Genomic DNA, 20,826 nt, shown 5'->3' with positions numbered 1-20,826 from the left:
GGCGTCCTACGATCGAGACATGGCCCTTCCGGAGGATCCCGCCGCGCTGAGCACTCTGCACGCCGAGTTCTGCCGGGAGTTGGCGGTGCTGCGGATGCTGAGCGGGCCTCGGCGGGCGGCGTTCGAACAGGCCGTACGACGGTTGCGTGAAGGCGCGGACTTCGCCGAGGTGCTCGCCTCGCTCGACCCCGCGATCACCGACCCGATGTTCGTACGCCACGACCCACCCCCGGTCGCCCGGCCGGGGCCGCCTGTCCCCGGCCGCTACCTCTGCCCGGTCGGCGTCTGCCATCGGACCGAGCAGCGCTTCGCCGGCGAGGGACCGCCCGAGTGCCTGCTCCATGAGCGGGTGCTGACCTTCGTACCGGACGCGTGAGGGCCGGCCGGTGACGGGGCTCCTCGCCGAGCTGGGGCGGAAGCTGGCCGAGCGGTGGTTCACCCTGCTCGTTCTGCCGGGCCTCGTCTATCTGCTGGTCGCGGCGGCCGCGGTACGGCTCGGGCAGGGCGACTGGCACGACTGGCGGGCCCTGTGGGACGGCTTCACCGACCTCACCGAGGGCGACCCCGGCCGACAGGAGGGCGGCCTGGTCGCCCGTGCCGTCCTGCTGATCCTCGCCGCGATCCCCGTCTCGGCTGCCGTCGGCGCCCTCGCCCAGGCCCTCGCCGGCCCGGTCGAACAAGCCCTGTGCGGCCCGTGGCCCCGCCCCTTCGCCAACTTCTCGGCCCACCTGACGACCCGCCGCGAGAGCGCGTGGAACGCCGCGGACGCCGCCTACCGCAGCGAGAGCGCCCTGGCTGAGGAGGCCACCCGCAGACAGCTCATGTCGACCCAGGCGGCCCGCCGCGACGAGCGACAAGCCGCCCAGGCCGGGGCGGCGGGGACCCCGCCCGCAGATCCGGAGGGCACCCACCCCGACACGGCCCACGCCGACATCGCCGCCCACCACACCCGTAACGCCGCCACCCACGCCGCCCGGCGCAACGCCCTCTCCCTGATCCGCCCCGAACACCCCACCCGCCTGGGCGACCGCCTGCACGCCCCCGCCGTGCGCCTCGGTGCCGAGTACGGCATCGACCTCGCCGTGGTCTGGCCCCGCCTCTGGCTCCTGCTCCCCGCCTCCACCCGCGAGACCCTCACCGCGACCCGGACCCGCCTCGACGCCGCGTTCGCGCTGGGTGGCTGGGCGCTGCTGTATCTGCCGCTCGCCCTGCTCTGGTGGCCGGCCGGACTGGTCGCCCTGGGCGCCGCGCTGGTGTCGCGTCGGCGGGCCGCCCTCGCCGCCGAGGCCTACGCGGAGCTCGTCGAGGCCACCGTCGACCTGCACCTCGACCGCCTCCACAGCCGCCTCGCCGAACCCCGCCCGTCCCCGCAGCAGGGTCGCGCGCTGACGGAGCGGCTCCGTAGGGGTCTGTGAGATATTCGCCAGTACCAGACATTTCCGGCGCACCCCCGGAGGGCCGTGTGGAGATCCTCGCCTTCGGCGTCCAGGCGGACGAGAAGCCCCTGATCCAGCGGGCCTTCCGGGGCCACCACGAGGTCCGCTGCCTGCACGTCTTCCTCAACGAGGACACCGCCCCCATCGCGGCCGGCTACGAGGTGATCTCCACCAGCGTCAACGCCGAGCTCGGCGCCCGTGTCCTGGAGATCCTCGCGGCCGGCGGCACCCGGATGATCGCCCAGCGGTCCACCGGGTTCAACAACATCGACCTCAAGGTCGCCGAACGGCTCGGCATGACCGTGGCCAGGGTGTCGTACTACTCGCCGTACTCGGTGGCCGAGTTCGCCTGGACCCTCGCCATGGCCGTCAACCGCCGTATCGTCCGCGCCTCCACCCGCACTCGCGACTTCGACTTCCGTCTCGACGGCCTGATGGGCCGCGACCTGCGCGGCCGCACCGCCGGTGTCCTCGGCACCGGCAAGATCGGCGAGGCCTTCACCCGGATCGCCCACGGCTTCGGCATGCGGCTGCTCGGCTGGGACGTCGCCGAGAACCCCGTCTGCATGGAACTCGGCATGACGTACGTCCCCAAGGAACAGCTCCTCGCCGAGTCCGACCTGGTCACCCTGCACGTCCCGCTGATGCCGGAGACCACGCACCTCATCGACGCCGACGCCCTCAAGACCATGAAGGACGACGCGATCCTGGTGAACTCCAGCCGCGGCGGCCTGATCGACACCGCCGCCCTCGTCACCGAACTGCGCGCCGGCCGCTTCGCGGGCGTCGGCCTCGACGTGTACGAGGCCGAGGCGGGCCTGTTCTTCCTCGACAAGTCCCTGGAGGCCATCGAGGACGACACCCTGGCCCGCCTGGTCACCTTCCCGAACGTCCTGGTCACGTCCCACCAGGCGTACTACACCGAGGACGCCGTCGGCCAGATCGTCGACGCCACGGTGCACAACGTCCTCGACTACAGGGCCGGCCGCCGCTCGGAGAACGTGCTCGTCCCGCGCAGCTGACCCACCAACTCCCGTACGACCGCGGCACCGTTCAGCGTGAGCACCGACTCCGGATGGAACTGCACCCCGGCGAAGCCAGGCCCGCGCAGGGCATGCACCTCACCCGAGGCGCTCCGGCTGACCTCGACCCCGTGCGCGGCCAGCTCCGCCGCCGTCTCGTCGTCGCAGTGCGCCACGAAGCTGTTGTAGAAGCCCACGGTCTCCGGCCGCCCGAACAGGTCGACCGTCGTCTGCGCGCCCTGATAGGGCACTTCCTTCCGTACGATCTCCAGCCCCAGCTCGGCCGCCAGCAGCTCGTGCCCGAGGCAGACGCCGAGCACACCGTGCCGGTTCTCGCGGACGACATGGGCGGTCAGGTCGCGCAGAAAGCTCATCTTCGGGTCGGTCAGGTCCGAGGGGTCACCGGGGCCGGGGCCCAGGACGACCGGACCCTCGTGAGCGAGGACCGCCTCGCGCAGACCGGGTTCGTCGTAGCGCCGAACGGTCACCTCCAGCCCGCTCGACCGCAGCACGTGCGCCAGCATCGCCGTGAACGTGTCCTCACCGTCGACGACCAGGGCATGCCCGCTCAGTTCCTCCGACCGCTCCTGCATCCGCAGCCAGAAGGGCGCGAGTGACGACCGCCGACCGTCGAGAGCGGCCCGCACCCGCGGGTCGTCGGCGAGCCGGGGCCGTACGCCCTCCTCGCGCGGCCGCTGCTCACGCACGCCCAGCGCCGCCAGCACCCCCGCCGCCTTCGCGTGCGTCTCGGCCACCTCGCCCGCCGGGTCCGAGCCCCGGACGAGGGTCGCGCCGACCGGGACGCGGAGCTGTCCGTCGTAGGAGATGTCGGCGGTCCGGATCAGGATGGGTGAGTCGAGGGTCTGGGCCCCGCCGGAATCCTTCCCCAGCAGCGCCAGCGCCCCCGCGTAGTAGCCGCGCCCCCCGACCTCGTGCCGCTCGATGACCCGGCAGGCGTTCTGTACCGGCGAGCCGGTGACGGTCGCCGCGAACATGGTCTCCTTCAGCACCTCCCGCACATCCAGCGAGGACTTCCCGCGCAGCTCGTACTCCGTGTGCGCGAGATGCGCCATCTCCTTCAGCCGCGGCCCGATGACGACCCCGCCCATGTCACCGACGGTGCACATCATCTTGAGCTCCTCGTCGACGACCATCGACAGCTCCTCGATCTCCTTGCCGTCGGCGAGGAAGCCGAGCAAGTGCTCGGGGGTGGGGCCCTCGGCCGGGTAGCGGTACGTCCCGCTGATCGGGTTCATCACGACCGTGCCGCCGGACATGCGCACATGCACCTCGGGGCTGGCGCCGACCAGGGTCCGGTCGCCGGTGTGGACGACGAAGGTCCAGTACGCGCCCCGTTCGCCTTCGAGGAGCCGCCGGAACAGGGCCAGGGCGTCCTTGCGGGAGAACCCCGGGATCTCCCCCTCGTACGTCCGCCGGATCACGAAGTTCGCGCCCTCGCCCTGTCCGATCTCCTCCCGCAGCACGCGTCCGACGATCTCGGCGTACTCCTCGTCACCGACGTCGAAGCCACCGCGCTCGACACGCACGTCGTGCGCCGGGAGCTGGTCCAGGACCTCCTCCAGAGCCAGCGTGTGGGTCTCCTCGGGCGTCAGCACCGCGAGCGGTGTCCCGTCGTCGCGCACGTCGAAGCCGCGCTCACGGATCTGGCGGAAGGGGACCAGGGCGAGGCCCTCGTCGGGGAGGTCGGCGAGGCGGTCGTAGGTGGTGACCGGGCCGAGCAGCAGCTCCACGGACCGCTCGTCATGGCCCGGCGTGCGGCGGCGCAGCAGGGCGAACGGGCGGGGATCGTCGAGCAGGTCGATCAGATGCATGGGTCCGTTGTCCTTCTCGGTGGGAATTCATGGGAATTCACTGGGAGGAACGGACCCCGGAAACGCCGAAGGCCGCCCCTCGGGCGGCCTTCGCGAAGTCTTGCGTACGCGCAGTCAGTGGGCCGCCGGATGAGCGGTCCACCACCAGTTCTGGGTCGAAAGCGCGAACATGCGAGGCACCCTACCCCATGCGCACCTGAGCGCCGGTGCGTCTCACCTGTCGAGCCGTGCGAAAACGACGCGACACGACCCCGTAATGTTGAGGGCGTGACCGTGAACGCTAAGACCGGCCTCGGCGCCGGCAACACCTGGCGAGACCTGCCCGCGGCGCAGCAGCCCGAGTACCCCGACACCGAGGCTCTGCGCGCAGTCGTTGCGGACCTCGAGTCGTATCCGCCGCTCGTCTTCGCGGGCGAGTGCGATCAGCTGCGCGCCCGGTTGGCGGCCGTCGCCAAGGGAGAGGCGTTCCTCCTCCAGGGCGGCGACTGCGCCGAGGCCTTCGACGCGGTGTCGGCCGACCACATCCGCAACAAGCTCAAGACCCTGCTCCAGATGGGCGCCGTGCTGACGTACGCCGCCTCGGTGCCGGTCGTGAAGGTCGGCCGGATCGCCGGCCAGTACTCCAAGCCGCGCTCCAAGGGCACCGAGACCCGCGACGGCGTGACCCTGCCGACGTACCGCGGCGACTCCGTCAACGGCTTCGAGTTCAACGAGAAGGCCCGTGTCCCGGACCCCGAGCGCCTGAAGCGGATGTACAACGCCTCCGCCTCCACGCTCAACCTGGTGCGCGCCTTCACCACCGGCGGCTACGCGGACCTGCGCCAGGTGCACGCCTGGAACCAGGACTTCGTGAAGTCGTCCCCGTCCGGGCAGCGCTACGAGCAGCTCGCGCGGGAGATCGACAACGCGCTGAACTTCATGCGGGCCTGCGGCACGGACCCGGAGGAGTTCAAGACGGTCGAGTTCTACGCCTCCCACGAGGCGCTGCTCCTCGACTACGAGTCGGCGCTGACCAGGGTCGACTCGCGTACGGGCCAGCTGTACGACGTCTCGGGCCACATGGTCTGGATCGGTGAGCGCACCCGTCAGCTGGACGGCGCGCACATCGAGTTCGCCTCGAAGATCAGCAACCCGATCGGGATCAAGCTGGGCCCGACGACCACGGCCGAGGACGCGCTCCAGTACATCGAGCGTCTCGACCCGGACCGCGAGCCGGGCCGCCTCACCTTCATCGTGCGGATGGGCGCGGACAAGGTCCGCGACAAGCTGCCCGAGCTGGTCGAGAAGGTCACCGCCTCCGGCGCGACCGTGGCCTGGGTGACCGACCCGATGCACGGCAACACCTTCGAGGCGGCCTCGGGTCACAAGACCCGTCGCTTCGACGACGTGCTGGACGAGGTCAAGGGATTCTTCGAGGTCCACAAGGGCCTGGGCACCCACCCGGGCGGCATCCACGTGGAGCTCACCGGCGACGACGTCACCGAGTGCGTGGGCGGCGGCGACGAGATCTTCGTCGACGACCTGCACCAGCGCTACGAGACGGCCTGCGACCCGAGGCTCAACCGCAGCCAGTCGCTTGACCTGGCGTTCCTCGTCGCGGAGCTGTACCGGGACTAGTAGTAGATCAGCAGGGGCTGCGCCTGTTACAGGAGCATGAGGTGGGGCGCGGATCACATACGATCCGCGCCCCACTCCACTTTTGCGGTCCCTGTCCGCCGGGTAAGGTTAGGTTAGCCTCACCGATCAATCGGGACGGCACCACCTATCGATCCCGGCGGGAGGTGAACCGCGTGTACGTCTGCAGTTGCTTCGGTGTCACCGAGCAGCAGGTCAAGAAGCACGCGGCGGACGGCGCCTGCACCCCGCGCCAGATAGCCTCCGCCTGCAAGGCGGGCACCGACTGCGGTTCCTGTGTGCGGCGCATCCAGGCGCTGCTGGGCCGGGGCGCCTGCCCCACACGTGAGCTCGCCGAGCAGAGCCAGCCGGTCCTTGCCGAGCTCAACGAGGCCGCTTAGCTCTCCGGCTGCTCGATCAGCTGCGCGATGTAGAGTGCCTCGCCGAGCTTCTCCACCAGCTCCAGCTGGGTGTCGAGGTAGTCGATGTGGTGCTCCTCGTCCTCGAGGATCGACTCGAAGATGTTCGCGGACGTGATGTCGCCCTTGGCGCGCATCACCTCGATACCGCGCTTGAGACGGTCGATCGCCTCCACCTCGACCTGCCGGTCGGCCTCGAACATCTCCTTGACCGTCTGTCCGACCCGGACGTGGAACAGGCGCTGGTAGTTCGGCAGCCCGTCCAGGAAGAGGATCCGGTCGGTGAGCACCTCGGCGTGCTTCATCTCGTCGAACGACTCGTGGCGCGTGTACTTGGCGAGCTTCGTCCAGCCGAAGTTCTCCTGCATCTTCGCGTGCAGGAAGTACTGGTTGATCGCGGTGAGCTCGCCGGTGAGCTGCTCGTTGAGGAATTCGATGACCTCGGGGTCGCCCTGCATCGCAGAGGCTCCTTCCAACCGGGGGGAACTGGCAGGTTGCGCCGCATCCTCGCACCGGTCTCGAAGATCGTCCAGTAAGTCTTCACTTAGTAAGTAAGGGCATGCTTAGTCCGATTTGAGGCGAATCAGGGAAGCCTTGGTCAGGTGCACTGCCCCGGGTCTGTCAGGATGGAGTCATGGGTCAGCCGGTGGAACGCGAGTCAGGAGAAGCGGCACGATCCCAGCTTCCGCCGGGACAGCGAATGCAACGCGGCTGGCCGGTCACGCACTACGGACCCGTCCCCAAGTTCCGCCCCGAACGCTGGGAGTTCCGCGTCTTCGGCGCCACCGCCGACGGTGAGAAGCAGTGCTGGAACCACGAGGAGTTCACGGCTCTGCCGCACACCACCGTCGTGGCCGATCTGCACTGCGTCACGAAGTTCAGCATGCTCGGCGCCGAGTGGGGCGGAGTCCCCGCCCGGACCATCCTGGACATCGCCCCGCCCGCCCCGGCCGTCACCCATGTGATGGTGTGGGCCGAGTACGGCTTCAGCTCCAACCTGCGCCTCGCGGACTTCGCCGCCGACCGCACGATCTTCGCCACCCACAAGGACGGCGAACTGCTCACCGCCGAGCACGGCTTCCCGCTCCGGCTGGTCGTCCCCCATCTGTACGCCTGGAAGGGACCCAAATGGGTCCGCGGCGTCGAGTACATGACCGCCGACCGCCGTGGCTTCTGGGAGGAGCGCGGCTACCACAACATCGGCGACCCCTGGCGGGAGCAGCGCTACTCCTACCAGGAGGTGCCCGGCGACGGGCCCGAGCTCTAGCGGCTCGGATCAGTGGTGGTACTGGTGCACCACCGCGTGGCCCTTGCCGCGGCCGATCATCCACTTGTTGACCGGTGTGGTGAGGACGAAGGCGACGGCCAGCGCGATCGCCAGCGCTCCCCAGAACAGCGGGTCGGCGAGTTCGGCGTCCATGGCCCCCGGCCACAGCACGATCACTCCGTTGTCGACCAGTTCCATCACGGCGATGGACAGGGTGTCCGCGGCCAGCGCCACCTTCAGCGCGGCGCGCAGGCCGAGGCCCGCCTTCATGACGCCGCGCAGGGTGAGCGCGTAGCCGAAGAAGAAGGCGAGGACGATCGCCAGGATCAGGGTCGGGGTGTTGCCCCAGCCGAGCGCGGTGCCGATGACCATGCCGAGCACCTCGCCGATGGCACACCCCGTGAGGCAGTGGAGGGTGGCGCGGACGGCCGTGGCCCAGCTGCCGTCCGGCTGGTGGTGAGCGTGTTCCGCGTGCGCCTGGTGCTGCATGAGTGCCCCCAATGTCAGGTTACGGTTCCTGCACCGAGCAAGAACCGTATACCCCCTAGGGGTATTCCGTAACGGGCTACGCGTCGCGCAGTTTCTTCAGCCGCTCCACGTCCGCCGCGTGCCCCTCCTTGCCACCGGGCGTCTCGATGATCAGCGGTACGCCCTCGGTGGCGGGGTGGGTCATCAGCGCCCGGAACGGGTCCTCGCCGATATGGCCGGCGCCGATGTTCGCGTGCCGGTCCTTGTGGGCGCCGACCACGTCCTTGGAGTCGTTGGCGTGGATCAGCTTCAGACGGCCCTCGCCGACGGTGTCCACCAGCAGGTCCAGGGTCTGGTGCATACCGGAGGGGCCGGTCAGGTCGTGGCCGGCCGCGAAGATGTGGCAGGTGTCGAGGCAGACGCCCAGCTTGGGATGGGCGTCCAGCGCCTCGAAGTACGGACCGAAGTCCCAGGTCCGCGAGCAGAGCGAGGCACCCTGACCGGCGGTCGACTCCAGCAGCAGAAACGGGTCGTCGTCGTGGGTCAGCTCGTCGAGCAGCGGCAGCATGTGCTCCCGGACCTGCTTGAGGGCGACGGACCGGTCCCGTCCGCCGGTCGCGCTGCCCGTGTGCACGACGACGCCGAGCGCCCCGATCTCCCGCCCGCGCCGCAGCGAGTGCCGCAGGCTCTCCACCGACTTCTCCACCGTCGCCTCGGTGTGCGAGCCGAAGTTGATCAGATACGGGGCATGGACGTACGCCGGGATCGACTCCGCCGCGCACGCCGCACGGAACTCCTCGTCCTGGCGCGGGTTGCCGACGGGCGTGGCCCAGCCGCGCGGGTTGGCGACGAAGACCTGCACGGTCTCGGCCGCGAGATCACGGGCGTAGGACAGGCCGACGGAGTTCAGACCGCCGGCCACGGGGACATGGCCGCCGACGGGGTTGCGCTGAGTCATCACCCGTCCAGGGTGTCACGCGGCGCGCGGCACCCGTGATGGAGCCCCTCAGCGGATCTCGATGGTGATCGTCGACCCCTTGGGAGCGGTCTGGCCGCCCTCCACCGACTGGCTCTTGACCGTGTCCCCGAACAGCCCGAGGAGCCCGCGGTCCTCGTCGACCTTGAAGCCGGCCCCCTCCAGCTCGGCCTTCGCGTCGTCGACACTGTCACCGACGACGTCCGGGACCTCGACCATCTCCGGGCCCTTGGAGATCGTCAGCGTCACGGTGTCGCCCTCGGCGGCCTCGCTGCCGTCCCGCGGGGTCTGCGCGGCGACCAGACCCTTGTCGTACTCGGAGTTGACCTGCTCGGAGGCGACCTTCACCTTCAGACCCGCGTCCTCCAGGTCCGCCTTCGCGTCCTCCAGGCTCTCGCCGGTGACGTCCGGGACGTCCACCGGGCTGCCCTTGCTGACGACCAGGGCGACCGCGGCGCCCGAGCGGAGCGTGGTGCCCGCCTCCGGGTCGGTGCTGATCACGAAGCCCTTGATGACGTCGTCGCTGAACTCCCGGGTCACCATGCCCGGTTCGAGGCCGTCGCCCTTGAGCCGGTCCCTCGCCTTGTCGAGCCGGAGGCCCGTGAGGTCGCCCAGCTTCACCGTCTCGGGACCCTTGGAGACGGTCAGCGTCACCGAGTCGTTGTTGCGGATCCGGGTGCCGACGGACGGGTCCGAGCCGATGACCCGGCCGCGCTTGACGGTGTCGCTGTACTCCTGCTTCACCTTGCCGACTTCCAGTCCGGCCTCGCCCAACCGGTCCCGGGCCTGCGCCTCGGTCTTGTCGATCAGCGCCGGGACCTTGGTGAACTGCCCGGAGTTGATGTACCAGACGCCGGCGCCGACACCGAGGATCAGCAGCAGGGCGACCACGATCGCGAGGGGGCCGCGCGGGGGTCCCGAACGGCGCCGGGGCGGTGGAGGCGGCGGGCTCTCGAAACGGCTCGTGCGGTTGACCGCTGTCCGCGGCTCGTCCCCGTCGACCGGCAGCGGCCTCGGCACCGTCAGTGAGCGCGGGATCACGCTCGTACGGTCCTCGGCGCCGCTGTGCGCGACGGACAGGGCCTGCGGCGGGACCAGGTCCAGCTGGTCCTCGCTGAGCGCGCCGCGCGCCGCGCGGGCCTGTGCGAGCAGGGCCACCGCGTCGTACGGGCGGATGTCCGGGGTGCGGGCGGTCGCCGACGCGACCAGCTCGTCCAGCTCGTACGCCAGCCCCGGCACGATGCCCGAGGGCGGCGGGACGTCCTCGTGGAGGTGCTTGTAGAGCACCACCGCGGGGGAGTCCCCGTCGTGCGGCTTCTCGCCGGTCAGCATCTCGTAGAGCACGACACCGCACGCGTACACGTCGACGCGGGGATCGGCGGTGCCGCTCTCGATCTGCTCCGGCGCCAGATAGGAGACCGTGCCGAGCACGGTGCCCGTGGTGTTGGTGACGGTGTCGACGGACCGGACGAGCCCGAAGTCGGCCACCTTGACCCGGCCGTCGTCGCCGATCAGCACGTTCTCGGGCTTCATGTCCCGGTGCACGAACCCCGCGCGGTGCGCGGCGCCGAGCGCGGCGAGGACCGGCTCCAGGATGTCGAGCGCGGCCCGCGGCTGGAGCGCGCCACGGTCGCGCAGCACGTCACGCAGGGTGCAGCCCGCCACGTACTCCATGGCGAGATAGACGTACGACCCGTCGGTGCCCTGGTCGAAGACCTGCACCACATTGGGGTGGGCGAGCCGGGCGACGGACTTGGCCTCGCGGATGAACCGGTCCACGAAGGTGGCGTCGGCGGCGAGGCCCGGGTGCATCACCTTCAGCGCGAGCACGCGGTCGAGGCGGGTGTCCACGGCCCGGTAGACCGTGGCCATCCCGCCGACCGCGATCCGCGCGTCCACGCGATAGCGGCCGTCGAGCACCTGCCCGACCAGAGGGTCCTGAAGGGTCGTATCCACGCAGGTGAGTGTACGAGCCGCGACTGACAGGGCCGCCGGTTCGGGCGAGATCGGGGCGGGACTGAAGCCGTCCTGTGACGGACGTCGCAACGACTTTCGGCCTGCCTCGAACGTACGTTCAGAACGCGGGGCGTTCGGGATCCAGCCGCGCCAACCCCTCCGTGGGGGACGAGGCTTCGGCGAAGTGCCGCTTGGGGATGCGCCCCGCCCGGTACGCCAGCCGGCCCGCCTCCACCGCGTGCCGCATCGCGTGCGCCATCAGCTCCGGCTCCCGGGCCCGGGTCACCGCCGAGGCGAGCATCACACCCGCGCACCCCAACTCCATCGCCAGCGCCGCGTCCGACGCCGTACCGGCCCCCGCGTCCAGGATCACCGGCACGCGCGCGTGCTCGACGATCAGCTGGAAGTTGTGCGGGTTGCGGATCCCGAGCCCGGAGCCGATGGGCGAGCCCAGAGGCATGATCGCCGCGCAGCCCACGTCCTCCAGCTTCCGCGCGAGGACGGGGTCGTCATTGGTGTACGGCAGCACCGTGAAACCGTCGTCGACCAGCGTCTCCGCGGCGTCCAGGAGCTCGATGGGGTCCGGCAGCAGGGTGCGTTCGTCGGCGATGACCTCCAGCTTGACCAGGTCGGTGCCGAGGGCCTCGCGCGCGAGGCGGGCCGTCAGCACGGCCTCGCCCGCGGTGAAACAGCCCGCGGTGTTGGGCAGCACCTCGATGCCGAGCCCGGTCAGCACGGAGAGGACCGAGCCGTGCACCGTCGGATCCACCCGCCGCATCGCGACTGTGGTCAGCTCGGTGCCGGAGGCGTTCAGCGCCCGCTCCAGCACATCCGGGCTGGGCGCGCCGCCGGTGCCCATGATCAGACGGGACGAGAAGGTCCTGCCGCCGAGGACGAAGGGATCGTCGGCCATGGGTCAGCCTCCTTGGACGGCGGTGAGGACCTCGACGCGGTCGCCCTCGCACAGGGACGTCGACGGCCACTGTCCGCGCGGGACGACGGTTTCGTTGAGGGCCGCGGCCACTCCGGCAGGGGCCGGGGCGAGGGCCCGCACGACGGTGTCGAGAGCCGTGCCGGGAGCGATCTCCCGCGGCTCTCCGTTGACGGAGATGTTCATGCGGGCAGCTCCGTGAAGGTGAAACGCCGGGGGGTGAAGGGGCGGACCTCGTCCGGGAGTTCACCCGTGGTCAGCACATGGGCCATCGCGTCGCCGGTGACCGGCGTGAGCAGCACACCGTTGCGGTAGTGACCGGTCGCCAGGAGCAGCCCCGGCAGCTCGGTCGGTCCGAGCAGCGGAGCGTTGTCGGGGGAACCGGGACGCAGCCCCGCGCGGGTCTCCGTCAGCGGCAGTTCCGTGATGCCCGGCACCAGTTCATGGGCGTCGCGCAGCAGCTCGTACACCCCGCCCGCGGTCACCGTGGTGTCCCAGCCCTGCTCCTCGCTGGTCGCCCCGATCACCAGCTCGCCGTTCTCGCGCGGCACCAGATAGACCTGGCTGCCACGGACCACGGCCCGCACGGTCCGGTTCAGGAAGGGCGCGTACCGCTGCGGCACGGTCAGCCGCAGCACCTGCCCCTTCACGGGCCGAACCGGCGGCAGGACGTCGTCGGGGACACCGGCGAGCCGTCCGCTGAGGCTGCCCCCGGCGAGCACCACCTGGGCCGCGCCCAGCCGGGTGCCGTCGGTGGCCGTGATGCCGGCGGCCCGGTCCCCCACGAGGTCCAGACGCTCGGCCCAGAGGCGGTGGAAGACCACGCCCGCGTGCTCGCACGCCGCCAACAGCGCCTTGATCAGCCGCCGGGGGTCGATCTGATGGTCGCCGTCGACCCGCAGCCCGCCGCGCACGCCCGGTGCGAGCATCGGCTCCAGACGCCGGCACTCCCGCCCGGACAGCCACTCCGACTCCAGGCCCGACTCCCGTTGCAGGGCGTGCAGTTCGCGCAGATGGGCGCGGTCGTCGGCGTCCAGCGCGACGGCGAGCGTGCCGCAGCGGCGGTAGCCGAGGTCGTGGCCGGTCAGCTCGGTGAGCTCGGCCGCGAACTGCGGATAACGGCGGGCCGAGGCCAGGTTCAGGCCCAGCAGGGTCTGCTCGCCGTAGTGCAGTTCCGTGACGGCGGCCAGCATCCCGGCGGCCACCTGGGCGGCCCCGCCGCCCGGTTCGGGATCGACGACGGCCGTGGCGAAACCGCGCTGCGCGGCCCGCCAGGCCGTGACGAGGCCGATGATTCCGCCCCCGACGACGAGGACGTCTGACGTACGTGAGGACATGGGCGTCCAGCCCCTCCCTTCGCCGGCATGACCCGGATCAGGTTCGTACGGTCGGAGGCCGGCCAGCCTCCCTCTCAGCCCGGTGCGTCCGGGCTCCCGCGAGTGCTCTACGTTGGCCACCCTAGCTCTTGGTTTTGCGCTTGTGTAAGGGAGCCCGCTGCCATGCCCCGCTCGCTGGACGGCCTCGTCCTCGCCCCCGTCGCCGACCAGGCCCCAGGTCAGGTGGGTACCCGCACCCGGTTCACGTACCACGAGAAGGACGGCGAGATCTGGGCCGAGTACACGGGCGGCGACGTCGTACGCGGGCATCTGGTGGGTACCCGGGAGGGCGACCGGCTCGACTTCCGCTACGTCCAGCTCAAGCACGACGGGACGACCTCCTCGGGGCACTGCGTGTCCACGGTCGTCGAACTGCCGGACGGGCGGGTGCGGCTGGAGGAGAGCTGGGAGTGGGAGTCGCAGTCGGGCAGCGGGACGAGCGTTGTGGAGCAGGTCACGGTGCATGACCGCTGACTGACAAATTGTCAGTTGTCTATGGTGATCCGGTGAGCGAGCAGACGGAGCAGTCTCAGCGGCGCGTGGTCGTGGTCGGCGCGGGCATGGCCGGCGTACAGACCGCGGTGGCCCTGCGCGAACAGGGTTTCACCGGCACCGTGACCCTCATCGGCGCGGAACCGCATCAGCCCTACGACCGGCCGCCGCTGTCGAAGGCCGTCCTGCTCGGCAAGGCCGAGGGCTCCGCCTTCGACGTCGACTTCGAGGCGCTCGGCATCGACCTGGAACTGGGCCGCGAGGTGCTGGGCGTCCGCCCCGCCGAGCACGAACTGGACACCGAGTCCGGGCCCGTGCCGTACGACGTCCTGGTCCTCGCCACCGGAGCCGAACCGATCCGGCTGCCCGGCGCCGAGGGCGTCCCCGGCGTCCATCTGCTGCGCACCCTCGACGACGCCGAGCGGCTGCGGCCCGTGCTCGCCCGCCAGCACGACATCGTGGTGGTCGGCGCGGGCTGGATCGGCGCCGAGTTCGCCACCGCCGCACGCGAGGCGGGCTGCGCGGTGACCGTCGTGGAGGCCGCCGAACGGCCGCTCGCGGGAGCACTGCCCGCGGAGGTGGCCGCGCCGATGTCGTCCTGGTACGCCGACGCCGGTGCCGCGCTGCGCACCCACGCGCGCGTGGAGCGGGTGCGGCCCGGCGAGGTCCTCCTGGACGACGGCACACGGCTGCCCGCGGACGCCGTCGTGGTCGGCATCGGCGCCCGCCCCGCCACGCTCTGGCTGACCGGCTCGGGCATCGAGCTCGGCACGCACGGCGAGGTGGTGGCCGACGACCGGCTGCGCACCTCCGCGCCGGACGTCTACGCGGTCGGCGATTGCGCGTCCTTCCCCTCGGGAAGGTATGGCGAGCGGCTGCTCGTCCACCACTGGGACAACGCCCTCCAGGGCCCGCGCACGGTGGCGGCCAACATCATCGGCGAGACGCCCGCGGTCTACGACCCCGTGCCGTACTTCTGGTCCGAGCAGTTCGGCCGCTTCGTCCAGTACGTCGGCCATCACACGTCCGCCGACACGGTCCTGTGGCGCGGCGAGCCGTCCGGACCGGCCTGGACGGTCTGCTGGCTGCGCGAGAACCGCCTCGTCGCCCTGCTGGCGGTGGGCCGGCCCCGGGACCTGGCGCAGGGGCGGCGGCTGATCGAGGCGGGGACGGAGCTGGACCCGGAGCTGCTGAGGGACCCGGCGCGGCCGTTGAAGGCGGCGACAGTGTAGTCCGAAAGCCCAGGTCGCAGGGGTCTGGCTTCCGACTGTCAGTGCGGGATGGCAGGCTTGATGTCGTGACCGAGATTGACGCAAAGATCGATGCTCTCGTCCCCGACTGGCTCACCCTCCCCGACATCGCGGAAATCCTCGATGTCGAGGTGACGCGTGTGCGCCAGCTGGTCAAGGAGGGCCAGCTCATCGCTGTACGCCGTGGTGAGAACCGCGCGCTGCACGTCCCCGCCGCCTTCATCGACGGGGTCGAGCAGAAGGTCGTCAAGGGCCTCACCGGGACCCTGACGCTCCTGAGGGACGACGGCTTCTCCGACGAGGAGATGCTGGAGTGGCTCTTCACCCCCGACGACAGCCTCCCCGGCACCCCCGCCCAGGCGCTGAGCGAGAACCGGGGCACGGAGGTGAAGCGCAGGGCGCAGGCGTTGGCGGTCTGACCCGAGCACGCTGAACCGCCCCGGCGCCCACCGTCCGGGGCGGCACCGTCCGGGGCGGGTCACCCGGCACCCGCGCCCCACCGCCCGGGTCGCGGCCGGCTGGGATGGGGTGCCACGGCGGTGATTGGCGGATGTTTCCCACGCCTGGCTGCGGTGACCTGCGGGTTTGCCGGCAGCGAGCGGGACAGATCCGCCAATCGCCGCTGGGGGCGCAGCCTCGGCCCGCCGCCCTGCTGTGATTCACTACCGGCCGCCGAGGGTGACCGCACTCGCCCGCGGCCCTACGCCACCGACACCGGGGGACACCGACATGCCCGACACCGCACGCGCCCGCCTCGCCGATGCCCGTGTCTACCTCTGCACCGACGCCCGCAAGCGGCAGGGGGATCTTCCGGAGTTCCTGGACGCCGTGCTGGCCGGCGGTGTCGACATCGTGCAGTTGCGTGACAAGGGCATGGAGGCGGCCGAGGAACTGGAGCACCTGAAGGTCTTCGCCGACGCCTGCGCCCGGCACGGCAAGCTCCTCGCGGTCAACGACCGGGCCGATGTCGCGCACGCGGCCGGCGCCGATGTGCTTCACCTCGGCCAGGGCGACCTCCCGGTCCCCGCCGCCCGCGCGATCCTCGGCGACGACATCCTCGTCGGCCGCTCCACGCACTCCGAGGCGGAGGCCGCCGCGGCCGCCGTCCAGGAGGGTGTGGACTACTTCTGCACCGGCCCGTGCTGGCCGACTCCGACCAAGCCCGGCCGCCACGCACCCGGCCTCGACCTGGTCCGGTACACCGCTTCCCTCGCCACCGACCGCCCCTGGTTCGCCATCGGCGGCATCGATCTCGGCAACCTCGACCAGGTGCTGGAGGCGGGCGCCCGCCGGGTCGTCGTCGTACGGGCCATCACGGACGCGGACGACCCGGGCGCGGCGGCGGCGGAGTTCGCGAAGCGGCTTCGGCACACGGTGTGACCGGTTCGGGTGTCCGAGGGGTGGACAACAAGTCGACAAATCGGGCAAATATCCCTGATCTGGTTGGGTGACCCCCGCCCCCTGGCTAACCTGCGGGTATGGCCCTCGGAACCGCATCCACCAGGACGGACCGCGCACGCACCGTGCGCGACATGCTCGCCACGGGCAAGACGACGTACTCGTTCGAGTTCTCGGCACCGAAGACCCCCAAGGGCGAGCGGAACCTGTGGAGCGCGCTCCGGAGGGTCGAGGCGGTCGCCCCGGACTTCGTCTCCGTGACGTACGGTGCCGGCGGTTCCACCCGCGCGGGCACCGTCAAGGAGACCCAGCAGATCGTCGCGGACACCACGCTCACCCCCGTCGCCCACCTCACCGCGGTCAACCACTCCATCGCCGAACTGCGCAACATCATCGGCCAGTACGCCGACGCCGGGATCCGCAACATCCTGGCCGTGCGCGGCGATCCGCCCGGCGACCCCATGGGCGACTGGGTGGCCCACCCGCAGGGTCTGACCTATGCCGCCGAACTCGTCCGGCTCATCAAGGAATCGGGCGACTTCTGCGTGGGCGTCGCCGCCTTCCCGGAGATGCACCCGCGGTCCGGGGACTGGGACGCGGACGTCGCGCACTTCGTCGACAAGTGCCGGGCCGGCGCCGACTACGCCATCACGCAGATGTTCTTCCAACCGGAGTCCTATCTGCGGCTGCGTGACCGAGTCGTCAAAGCCGCCTGCGAGACCCCCGTCATCCCCGAGATCATGCCGGTGACCAGTGTGCGGATGCTGGAGCGCCTGCCGCAGCTCAGCAACGCGGCCATCCCCTCCGTCCTGAAAGAGCGGATCCTCACAGCAAAAGACGATCCGGCCGCTGTACGCTCCATTGGGATCGAATTCGCCACGGAGTTCTGCGCGCGGCTGCTGGCCGAGGGAGTGCCAGGACTGCACTTCATCACGCTCAACAACTCCACGGCGTCGCTGGAAATCTACGAGAACCTGGGCCTGCACCACCCACCGCAGGCCTAGACCGGCCGCACGGATATACGACACACTGCGTAGCGGTCACTGGGAGAGGGGCGTACATGGGCTGGACGGTCCTCTACATCGCGTTCGGAATCGTCGCGCTGTGGTTGCTCGGCGAGGTGCTGCTTCAGTACAAGGCACGGCTGCGCTGGCGACTGCTCGCCTTCGCCGGCTTCCTGGGCGTCGTACTCGGTGTGCTCATGCCCTCGGTGGTCGTCATCGGACTGGGCGCCATCGCCTTCGCGGTCGGCCAGACCTACGTCACCCTCTCCTTCCGCCGCGGCTTCGAACAGGGCTGGGCGGTCAATCCGCCGGAGGCCCTGGGCGGCCTGGTCGGCGGCAAGCGCGGCGGTCGCCGCGAACGCGGCCGCGAGGAGCCGACGCTGGAGGTCTCCGACCTCGAGGCGACGGACACGGCCTACGGCGACGAGGGCAACTACGCCTCGAACACCGCCGGTTACGGCCACGACGACTACGACCGCGACGACGTCTTCACGCCCGCCCGCCCCACGGCCGCCGAGACCACCGCGGTCTACGAGCCGCAGCCGATGCCCGACGACACCGGCTCCTACGGCATATACAACGACGGCACGTACGCCGGCCAGGGCCAGACCCAGGACCAGTACGCGACGGCCGCCCAGGGCGCCGACCAGACCTACGGCTACGACGGCTACACGGGCTACGACCAGCAGCAGTACGGCTACGACATGGCCGGACAGCAGCAGTACGCCGCCTACTCCGACCCGTACATCGGCACCCAGACGTACGGCGGCTACGACACCTCCTACGGCGGTCAGCAGCAGTACGGCCAGCAGGCCTACGGCCAGGACCAGTACGGCAACCCCACCTACGGCGGCGAGACCCCGGCCGGCGGTGTGTGGGTCCCGCAGCAGCGCACCGACGAGACGTACGGCGGCGAACTCCCGCAGGAGCAGCAGTACCCCTACCAGGGCAACGGCCAGCAGGGGAACGGCTACGACGAGCAGTACCGCTTCTGACCAGCGGTCACTGAGAGCCCCGGAACTCCGGCCCCTCCACGATCAGTCCGGCCACCAGCGCACCCGACATGCCGGCGTGCGGCAGGCCTCCGCCGGGGTGGGACCAGCCGCCGACGGTGAACAGACCAGGCAGCCCGGTGGTGTTCGACGGGTGCAGCAGGCGTCCTTCGGCCGCGGCGAGAGCAGGGGCGGGGACCGCGCCGCCCTCCGCACCGGTCGCTTCCGCGATGTCGGCCGGAACGCGGACCTCGTGCCACAGGAGGCGCTCGCGGATGTCCGGTACGGCACGCTCGGCCGCGGTGATCAGCTTGTCCGCGTGATCGTCGAAGACCTCGGACGCCGGCCGGTCCCGGTCGGCGTGGGCGGGCACCGTGGCGGTGAGAGTGATCGCCTCATGGTCCGGGTCCGGCACCACACCGGGGTCGTCGGGGCGCAGGACGGTGAGCGTGGGGCGTGCGTCGAGCCCCCGGGACGAGCCGAACAGCAGGTCCAGCTCGCGCTCCCGGTCCTCCGCGTGCACCACCGTCCGATGCGCCGCTCCCCGGGGGCGCCCGCCGCGCAGCGCCACCAGCACCGTCATACGGCTCGGCAGCCCGCTCGGCGGAGGAACGTCACCGTCCTCCCGCACGGCGGTGCCCCGCACACAGCGGCTCAGCACGTCGGGTGCGACACCTGCGACGACGAAATCCGCCTCCGCCACCGCGCCGTCGGCCAGTTCGAGCCCCGCCGCCCGGCCGTCCTTCTCCAGCACCCCGGTCACCTCGGCGCCGAAGTGGAACTCCACCCTGCGCGCCACACACCGCTCGTACACCGCGCGCGCCAACTCCCGCATGCCGCCGCGGACGTACCAGGTGCCGAAGGCGTGCTCCATGTACGGAAGCACCGCCGCGCTCGCCGGGGCGACCCTCGGGTCCAGGCCGTGTGCGAGGGCGTGGCTCTCCAGGAGGGCGACGAGTCTCGGGTCGCGCAGCTCCCAGGCGCCGACCTCGGCGAGGGTGCCGGCCCGACGGGTGCGGAGCAGCTTCTTGTGGGGGACCGAGGGATAGGGCTCGCGGTCGGCCAGCACCGACCAGTTCGGCCAGAGGGGTTCCTCCAGGAGTGGCCTGCGCGTGCGGTCCCAGGCCTCGCGGGCCCGGACCAGGAAGTCGCCCCAGCGGGTGCCCGCGTCGGAGCCGAGTGCCGCGTCCAGCGCCGAGACGACACCCGCGCGGGAGGCGTTCGGCAGGCTGACCTCCGTGCCGTCCGCGAAGAGGTGCCGCGTCGACGGGTCGACCTGGACCAGCTCGACGACCGACTCCAGCGGCTCCTTGCCGGTCTTGACGAACAGATCGCGGTAGACCGCGGGCAGCGTGAGCAGCCCCGGTCCGGTGTCGAAGGCGAAGCCGTCACGCTCGTGACGGCGCACCGCACCGCCGTACGTCTCCGTACGCTCGTACACCGCCACCCGGTGGCCCGCGACGGCCAGCCGGGCAGCGGCCGCCATCGCGCCCATCCCGGCGCCGATCACCGCAATCCGTGCCATGCCTGCGACTTTATCGGCCACCACTGACAGCCCCGGCCGCGGGCGTCCTCGCAGGACTGCCGGGGGTCACCAACCCGGTGGATGCCCCGTGCGCCCCGCGAGCCGTCTTTCCTCCCGCCGTTGCGCCCGGCGGCGCAGGAACCGTCGGATCCGGGAGATCAAGAAGACGAGTATCACCAGTCCGCCGACCAGCAGCACGGCCGCGATGATCGCCGCCGCCTGCGGATTGAACATGGCGAAGGTGACGATCCCGGCGACCCCGAGATCCTCGGCCAGACTCACGATCACGTTGCTCAACGGCTCCGGCGAGCTGTTCACCGCCATCCGCGTCCCGGCCTTGACGGCATGGCTGGCCAGCGCCGTCGAACCGCCGACCAGACCCGCGACCGCGTCGTTGAGCGAACCGCTCTGGCCGGCGAGCACCGCCCCGACCCAGGCGCCCGCGGCAGGCCGGATCACCGTGTGGACCGAGTCCCACGCCGAGTCGACGTACGGGATCTTGTCCGCGACCGCCTCGCACAGGAACAGCACGCCGGCCGTGATGAGGACCTCAGGGCGCTGGAGCGTCTCGGGGACGTCGTCGCTCAGTCCGGTCGCGCCGAAGACGCCGAGCAGCAGCACGACGGCGTACGCGTTGATTCCGCTGGCCCAGCCGCTGGTGAAGACGAGAGGGAGTACCGACACGGAGGCGATCGTAACCACTGGGCAACGGGGCGTCCTGGGCCTGAGTGCGCAGGTCTGAGTATCCGTACCTAGTGGGCGAGATGAGTACGCGCGCGGATGGGCGCCGACCTGCGTGAACGAGAGAGTGGAGCCACGGAGAAGGGGAACGGCTCCGGCACCGGCGACACGGGGCGCCGGAGTGGAG

23 protein-coding genes and 1 riboswitch are annotated in these 20,826 nt (G+C 71.0%); of the genes, 12 read left to right on the top strand and 11 right to left on the bottom strand.

Going from position 1 to position 20,826, the window contains the following annotated elements; genetic code table 11:
* Window positions 1-19: 19 nt before the first annotated feature.
* The 3 genes from ACFY0U_RS17670 to ACFY0U_RS17660 are packed head-to-tail and all read left to right on the top strand — an operon-like array spanning window position 20 to window position 2,458.
* Window positions 20-376, top strand: coding sequence for a hypothetical protein (locus ACFY0U_RS17670; protein WP_388636184.1), 357 nt, complete (start codon window positions 20-22; stop codon window positions 374-376).
* 10 nt (window positions 377-386) lie between these two features.
* Window positions 387-1,415: a hypothetical protein gene (locus ACFY0U_RS17665; protein WP_388636182.1), complete on the top strand. Its 1,029-nt coding sequence runs from the start codon at window positions 387-389 to the stop codon at window positions 1,413-1,415.
* A 47-nt stretch (window positions 1,416-1,462) separates the two neighbouring features.
* The gene (locus ACFY0U_RS17660) at window positions 1,463-2,458 is read left to right on the top strand and encodes a 2-hydroxyacid dehydrogenase (RefSeq protein ID WP_388636180.1); all 996 of its coding nucleotides are present in this window, start codon (window positions 1,463-1,465) and stop codon (window positions 2,456-2,458) included.
* On the opposite strand, the gene ACFY0U_RS17655 is transcribed toward ACFY0U_RS17660, so the two are convergent.
* Both ACFY0U_RS17655 and ACFY0U_RS17650 read right to left on the bottom strand, forming a co-directional pair.
* Entirely contained in the window at window positions 2,410-4,290 is a 1,881-nt protein-coding gene (locus tag ACFY0U_RS17655; protein ID WP_388636178.1) for an anthranilate synthase family protein, read from the bottom strand. The two genes, ACFY0U_RS17660 and ACFY0U_RS17655, sit on opposite strands and share 49 nt — an antisense overlap.
* Before the next feature lie 114 nt (window positions 4,291-4,404).
* Window positions 4,405-4,461 carry a trp operon leader peptide gene (locus ACFY0U_RS17650; RefSeq protein WP_078912442.1) on the bottom strand — a complete coding sequence of 19 codons (57 nt, stop codon included), beginning with the start codon at window positions 4,459-4,461 and terminating at the stop codon, window positions 4,405-4,407.
* A 96-nt stretch (window positions 4,462-4,557) separates the two neighbouring features.
* On the opposite strand from ACFY0U_RS17650, the gene ACFY0U_RS17645 reads away from it, so the two are divergent.
* Window positions 4,558-5,907: a class II 3-deoxy-7-phosphoheptulonate synthase gene (locus tag ACFY0U_RS17645; RefSeq protein WP_388636176.1), complete on the top strand. Its 1,350-nt coding sequence runs from the start codon at window positions 4,558-4,560 to the stop codon at window positions 5,905-5,907.
* Between the two features lie 173 nt (window positions 5,908-6,080).
* Window positions 6,081-6,305 carry a bacterioferritin-associated ferredoxin gene (locus ACFY0U_RS17640; RefSeq protein ID WP_388636174.1) on the top strand — a complete coding sequence of 75 codons (225 nt, stop codon included), beginning with the start codon at window positions 6,081-6,083 and terminating at the stop codon, window positions 6,303-6,305.
* Here ACFY0U_RS17640 and bfr read toward each other — a convergent pair.
* On the bottom strand, window positions 6,302-6,781 hold the full coding sequence (bfr, locus tag ACFY0U_RS17635) for a bacterioferritin (protein ID WP_030596293.1): 480 nt from the start codon (window positions 6,779-6,781) through the stop codon (window positions 6,302-6,304). The genes ACFY0U_RS17640 and bfr overlap by 4 nt on opposite strands.
* A 176-nt stretch (window positions 6,782-6,957) precedes the next feature.
* On the opposite strand from bfr, the gene ACFY0U_RS17630 reads away from it, so the two are divergent.
* Window positions 6,958-7,590, top strand: coding sequence for a sulfite oxidase-like oxidoreductase (locus tag ACFY0U_RS17630; RefSeq protein WP_388636172.1), 633 nt, complete (start codon window positions 6,958-6,960; stop codon window positions 7,588-7,590).
* Between the two features lie 9 nt (window positions 7,591-7,599).
* Here the strand turns inward: ACFY0U_RS17630 and ACFY0U_RS17625 are convergent, their stop codons facing one another.
* The 6 genes from ACFY0U_RS17625 to thiO all read right to left on the bottom strand — a co-directional run bounded on the left by ACFY0U_RS17625 (window position 7,600) and on the right by thiO (window position 13,258).
* Window positions 7,600-8,079 (bottom strand): DUF4396 domain-containing protein, encoded by a 480-nt coding sequence (locus ACFY0U_RS17625; protein ID WP_388636170.1) that lies wholly within the window; start codon window positions 8,077-8,079, stop codon window positions 7,600-7,602.
* A 76-nt stretch (window positions 8,080-8,155) separates the two neighbouring features.
* Window positions 8,156-9,016: a deoxyribonuclease IV gene (locus ACFY0U_RS17620; RefSeq protein ID WP_388636168.1), complete on the bottom strand. Its 861-nt coding sequence runs from the start codon at window positions 9,014-9,016 to the stop codon at window positions 8,156-8,158.
* A gap of 48 nt (window positions 9,017-9,064) precedes the next feature.
* On the bottom strand, window positions 9,065-10,990 hold the full coding sequence (gene pknB, locus ACFY0U_RS17615; protein WP_388636166.1) for a Stk1 family PASTA domain-containing Ser/Thr kinase: 1,926 nt from the start codon (window positions 10,988-10,990) through the stop codon (window positions 9,065-9,067).
* 118 nt (window positions 10,991-11,108) lie between these two features.
* On the bottom strand, window positions 11,109-11,903 hold the full coding sequence (locus ACFY0U_RS17610; RefSeq protein WP_388636164.1) for a thiazole synthase: 795 nt from the start codon (window positions 11,901-11,903) through the stop codon (window positions 11,109-11,111).
* A 3-nt stretch (window positions 11,904-11,906) separates the two neighbouring features.
* Window positions 11,907-12,107 carry a sulfur carrier protein ThiS gene (thiS, locus tag ACFY0U_RS17605; protein WP_266828228.1) on the bottom strand — a complete coding sequence of 67 codons (201 nt, stop codon included), beginning with the start codon at window positions 12,105-12,107 and terminating at the stop codon, window positions 11,907-11,909.
* Window positions 12,104-13,258, bottom strand: a complete 1,155-nt coding sequence (gene thiO / locus ACFY0U_RS17600) for a glycine oxidase ThiO (protein ID WP_388636161.1) — start codon at window positions 13,256-13,258, stop codon at window positions 12,104-12,106. Before thiO ends, thiS begins: the two co-directional genes overlap by 4 nt.
* Window positions 13,256-13,368, bottom strand: a riboswitch (TPP riboswitch). It overlaps the preceding gene by 3 nt.
* A 52-nt stretch (window positions 13,369-13,420) precedes the next feature.
* On the opposite strand from thiO, the gene ACFY0U_RS17595 reads away from it, so the two are divergent.
* From ACFY0U_RS17595 to ACFY0U_RS17570, 6 genes are all read left to right on the top strand, one after another.
* The gene (locus ACFY0U_RS17595) at window positions 13,421-13,771 is read left to right on the top strand and encodes a hypothetical protein (protein WP_388636159.1); all 351 of its coding nucleotides are present in this window, start codon (window positions 13,421-13,423) and stop codon (window positions 13,769-13,771) included.
* A 32-nt stretch (window positions 13,772-13,803) separates the two neighbouring features.
* Window positions 13,804-15,021 (top strand): NAD(P)/FAD-dependent oxidoreductase, encoded by a 1,218-nt coding sequence (locus ACFY0U_RS17590; protein WP_388636157.1) that lies wholly within the window; start codon window positions 13,804-13,806, stop codon window positions 15,019-15,021.
* Window positions 15,022-15,086: 65 nt separating this feature from the next.
* The gene (locus ACFY0U_RS17585; RefSeq protein WP_388636155.1) at window positions 15,087-15,458 is read left to right on the top strand and encodes an Rv2175c family DNA-binding protein; all 372 of its coding nucleotides are present in this window, start codon (window positions 15,087-15,089) and stop codon (window positions 15,456-15,458) included.
* Window positions 15,459-15,768: 310 nt separating this feature from the next.
* The gene (gene thiE, locus ACFY0U_RS17580; RefSeq protein WP_388636153.1) at window positions 15,769-16,419 is read left to right on the top strand and encodes a thiamine phosphate synthase; all 651 of its coding nucleotides are present in this window, start codon (window positions 15,769-15,771) and stop codon (window positions 16,417-16,419) included.
* 98 nt (window positions 16,420-16,517) lie between these two features.
* Window positions 16,518-17,441: a methylenetetrahydrofolate reductase [NAD(P)H] gene (metF, locus tag ACFY0U_RS17575; protein WP_388636151.1), complete on the top strand. Its 924-nt coding sequence runs from the start codon at window positions 16,518-16,520 to the stop codon at window positions 17,439-17,441.
* A 56-nt stretch (window positions 17,442-17,497) separates the two neighbouring features.
* Window positions 17,498-18,436, top strand: a complete 939-nt coding sequence (locus ACFY0U_RS17570; protein WP_388636149.1) for a hypothetical protein — start codon at window positions 17,498-17,500, stop codon at window positions 18,434-18,436.
* Window positions 18,437-18,443: 7 nt separating this feature from the next.
* Here the strand turns inward: ACFY0U_RS17570 and ACFY0U_RS17565 are convergent, their stop codons facing one another.
* Complete coding sequence (locus ACFY0U_RS17565; RefSeq protein ID WP_388636147.1) at window positions 18,444-19,958, bottom strand: phytoene desaturase family protein; 1,515 nt, start codon at window positions 19,956-19,958, stop codon at window positions 18,444-18,446.
* Window positions 19,959-20,024: 66 nt separating this feature from the next.
* A complete protein-coding gene (locus ACFY0U_RS17560) occupies window positions 20,025-20,642 on the bottom strand; it encodes a DUF4126 domain-containing protein (protein ID WP_388636145.1) in 618 nt (205 codons plus the stop codon).
* Between the last annotated feature and the right edge of the window lie 184 nt (window positions 20,643-20,826).

It is taken from the genome of Streptomyces sp. NPDC001536 (genome assembly GCF_042894505.1).
Classification (GTDB): domain Bacteria; phylum Actinomycetota; class Actinomycetes; order Streptomycetales; family Streptomycetaceae; genus Streptomyces.
Note: the sequence above shows the minus strand (reverse complement) of the source record. Positions and strands in the feature narration are given on the sequence as shown.

Bases quoted from the DNA above. Each gene is read 5' to 3' on its own strand.
- ACFY0U_RS17610 (WP_388636164.1), bottom strand. From the start codon at position 11,903: ATGGCCGACGATCCCTTCGTCCTCGGCGGCAGGACCTTCTCGTCCCGT.
- ACFY0U_RS17620 (WP_388636168.1), bottom strand. From the start codon at position 9,016: ATGACTCAGCGCAACCCCGTCGGCGGCCATGTCCCCGTGGCCGGCGGT.
- ACFY0U_RS17670 (WP_388636184.1), top strand. From the start codon at position 20: ATGGCCCTTCCGGAGGATCCCGCCGCGCTGAGCACTCTGCACGCCGAG.
- ACFY0U_RS17655 (WP_388636178.1), bottom strand. From the start codon at position 4,290: ATGCATCTGATCGACCTGCTCGACGATCCCCGCCCGTTCGCCCTGCTG.
- ACFY0U_RS17570 (WP_388636149.1), top strand. From the start codon at position 17,498: ATGGGCTGGACGGTCCTCTACATCGCGTTCGGAATCGTCGCGCTGTGG.
- ACFY0U_RS17630 (WP_388636172.1), top strand. From the start codon at position 6,958: ATGGGTCAGCCGGTGGAACGCGAGTCAGGAGAAGCGGCACGATCCCAG.
- bfr (WP_030596293.1), bottom strand. From the start codon at position 6,781: ATGCAGGGCGACCCCGAGGTCATCGAATTCCTCAACGAGCAGCTCACC.
- metF (WP_388636151.1), top strand. From the start codon at position 16,518: ATGGCCCTCGGAACCGCATCCACCAGGACGGACCGCGCACGCACCGTG.
- thiE (WP_388636153.1), top strand. From the start codon at position 15,769: ATGCCCGACACCGCACGCGCCCGCCTCGCCGATGCCCGTGTCTACCTC.
- ACFY0U_RS17625 (WP_388636170.1), bottom strand. From the start codon at position 8,079: ATGCAGCACCAGGCGCACGCGGAACACGCTCACCACCAGCCGGACGGC.
- thiS (WP_266828228.1), bottom strand. From the start codon at position 12,107: ATGAACATCTCCGTCAACGGAGAGCCGCGGGAGATCGCTCCCGGCACG.
- ACFY0U_RS17565 (WP_388636147.1), bottom strand. From the start codon at position 19,958: ATGGCACGGATTGCGGTGATCGGCGCCGGGATGGGCGCGATGGCGGCC.
- ACFY0U_RS17595 (WP_388636159.1), top strand. From the start codon at position 13,421: ATGCCCCGCTCGCTGGACGGCCTCGTCCTCGCCCCCGTCGCCGACCAG.
- thiO (WP_388636161.1), bottom strand. From the start codon at position 13,258: ATGTCCTCACGTACGTCAGACGTCCTCGTCGTCGGGGGCGGAATCATC.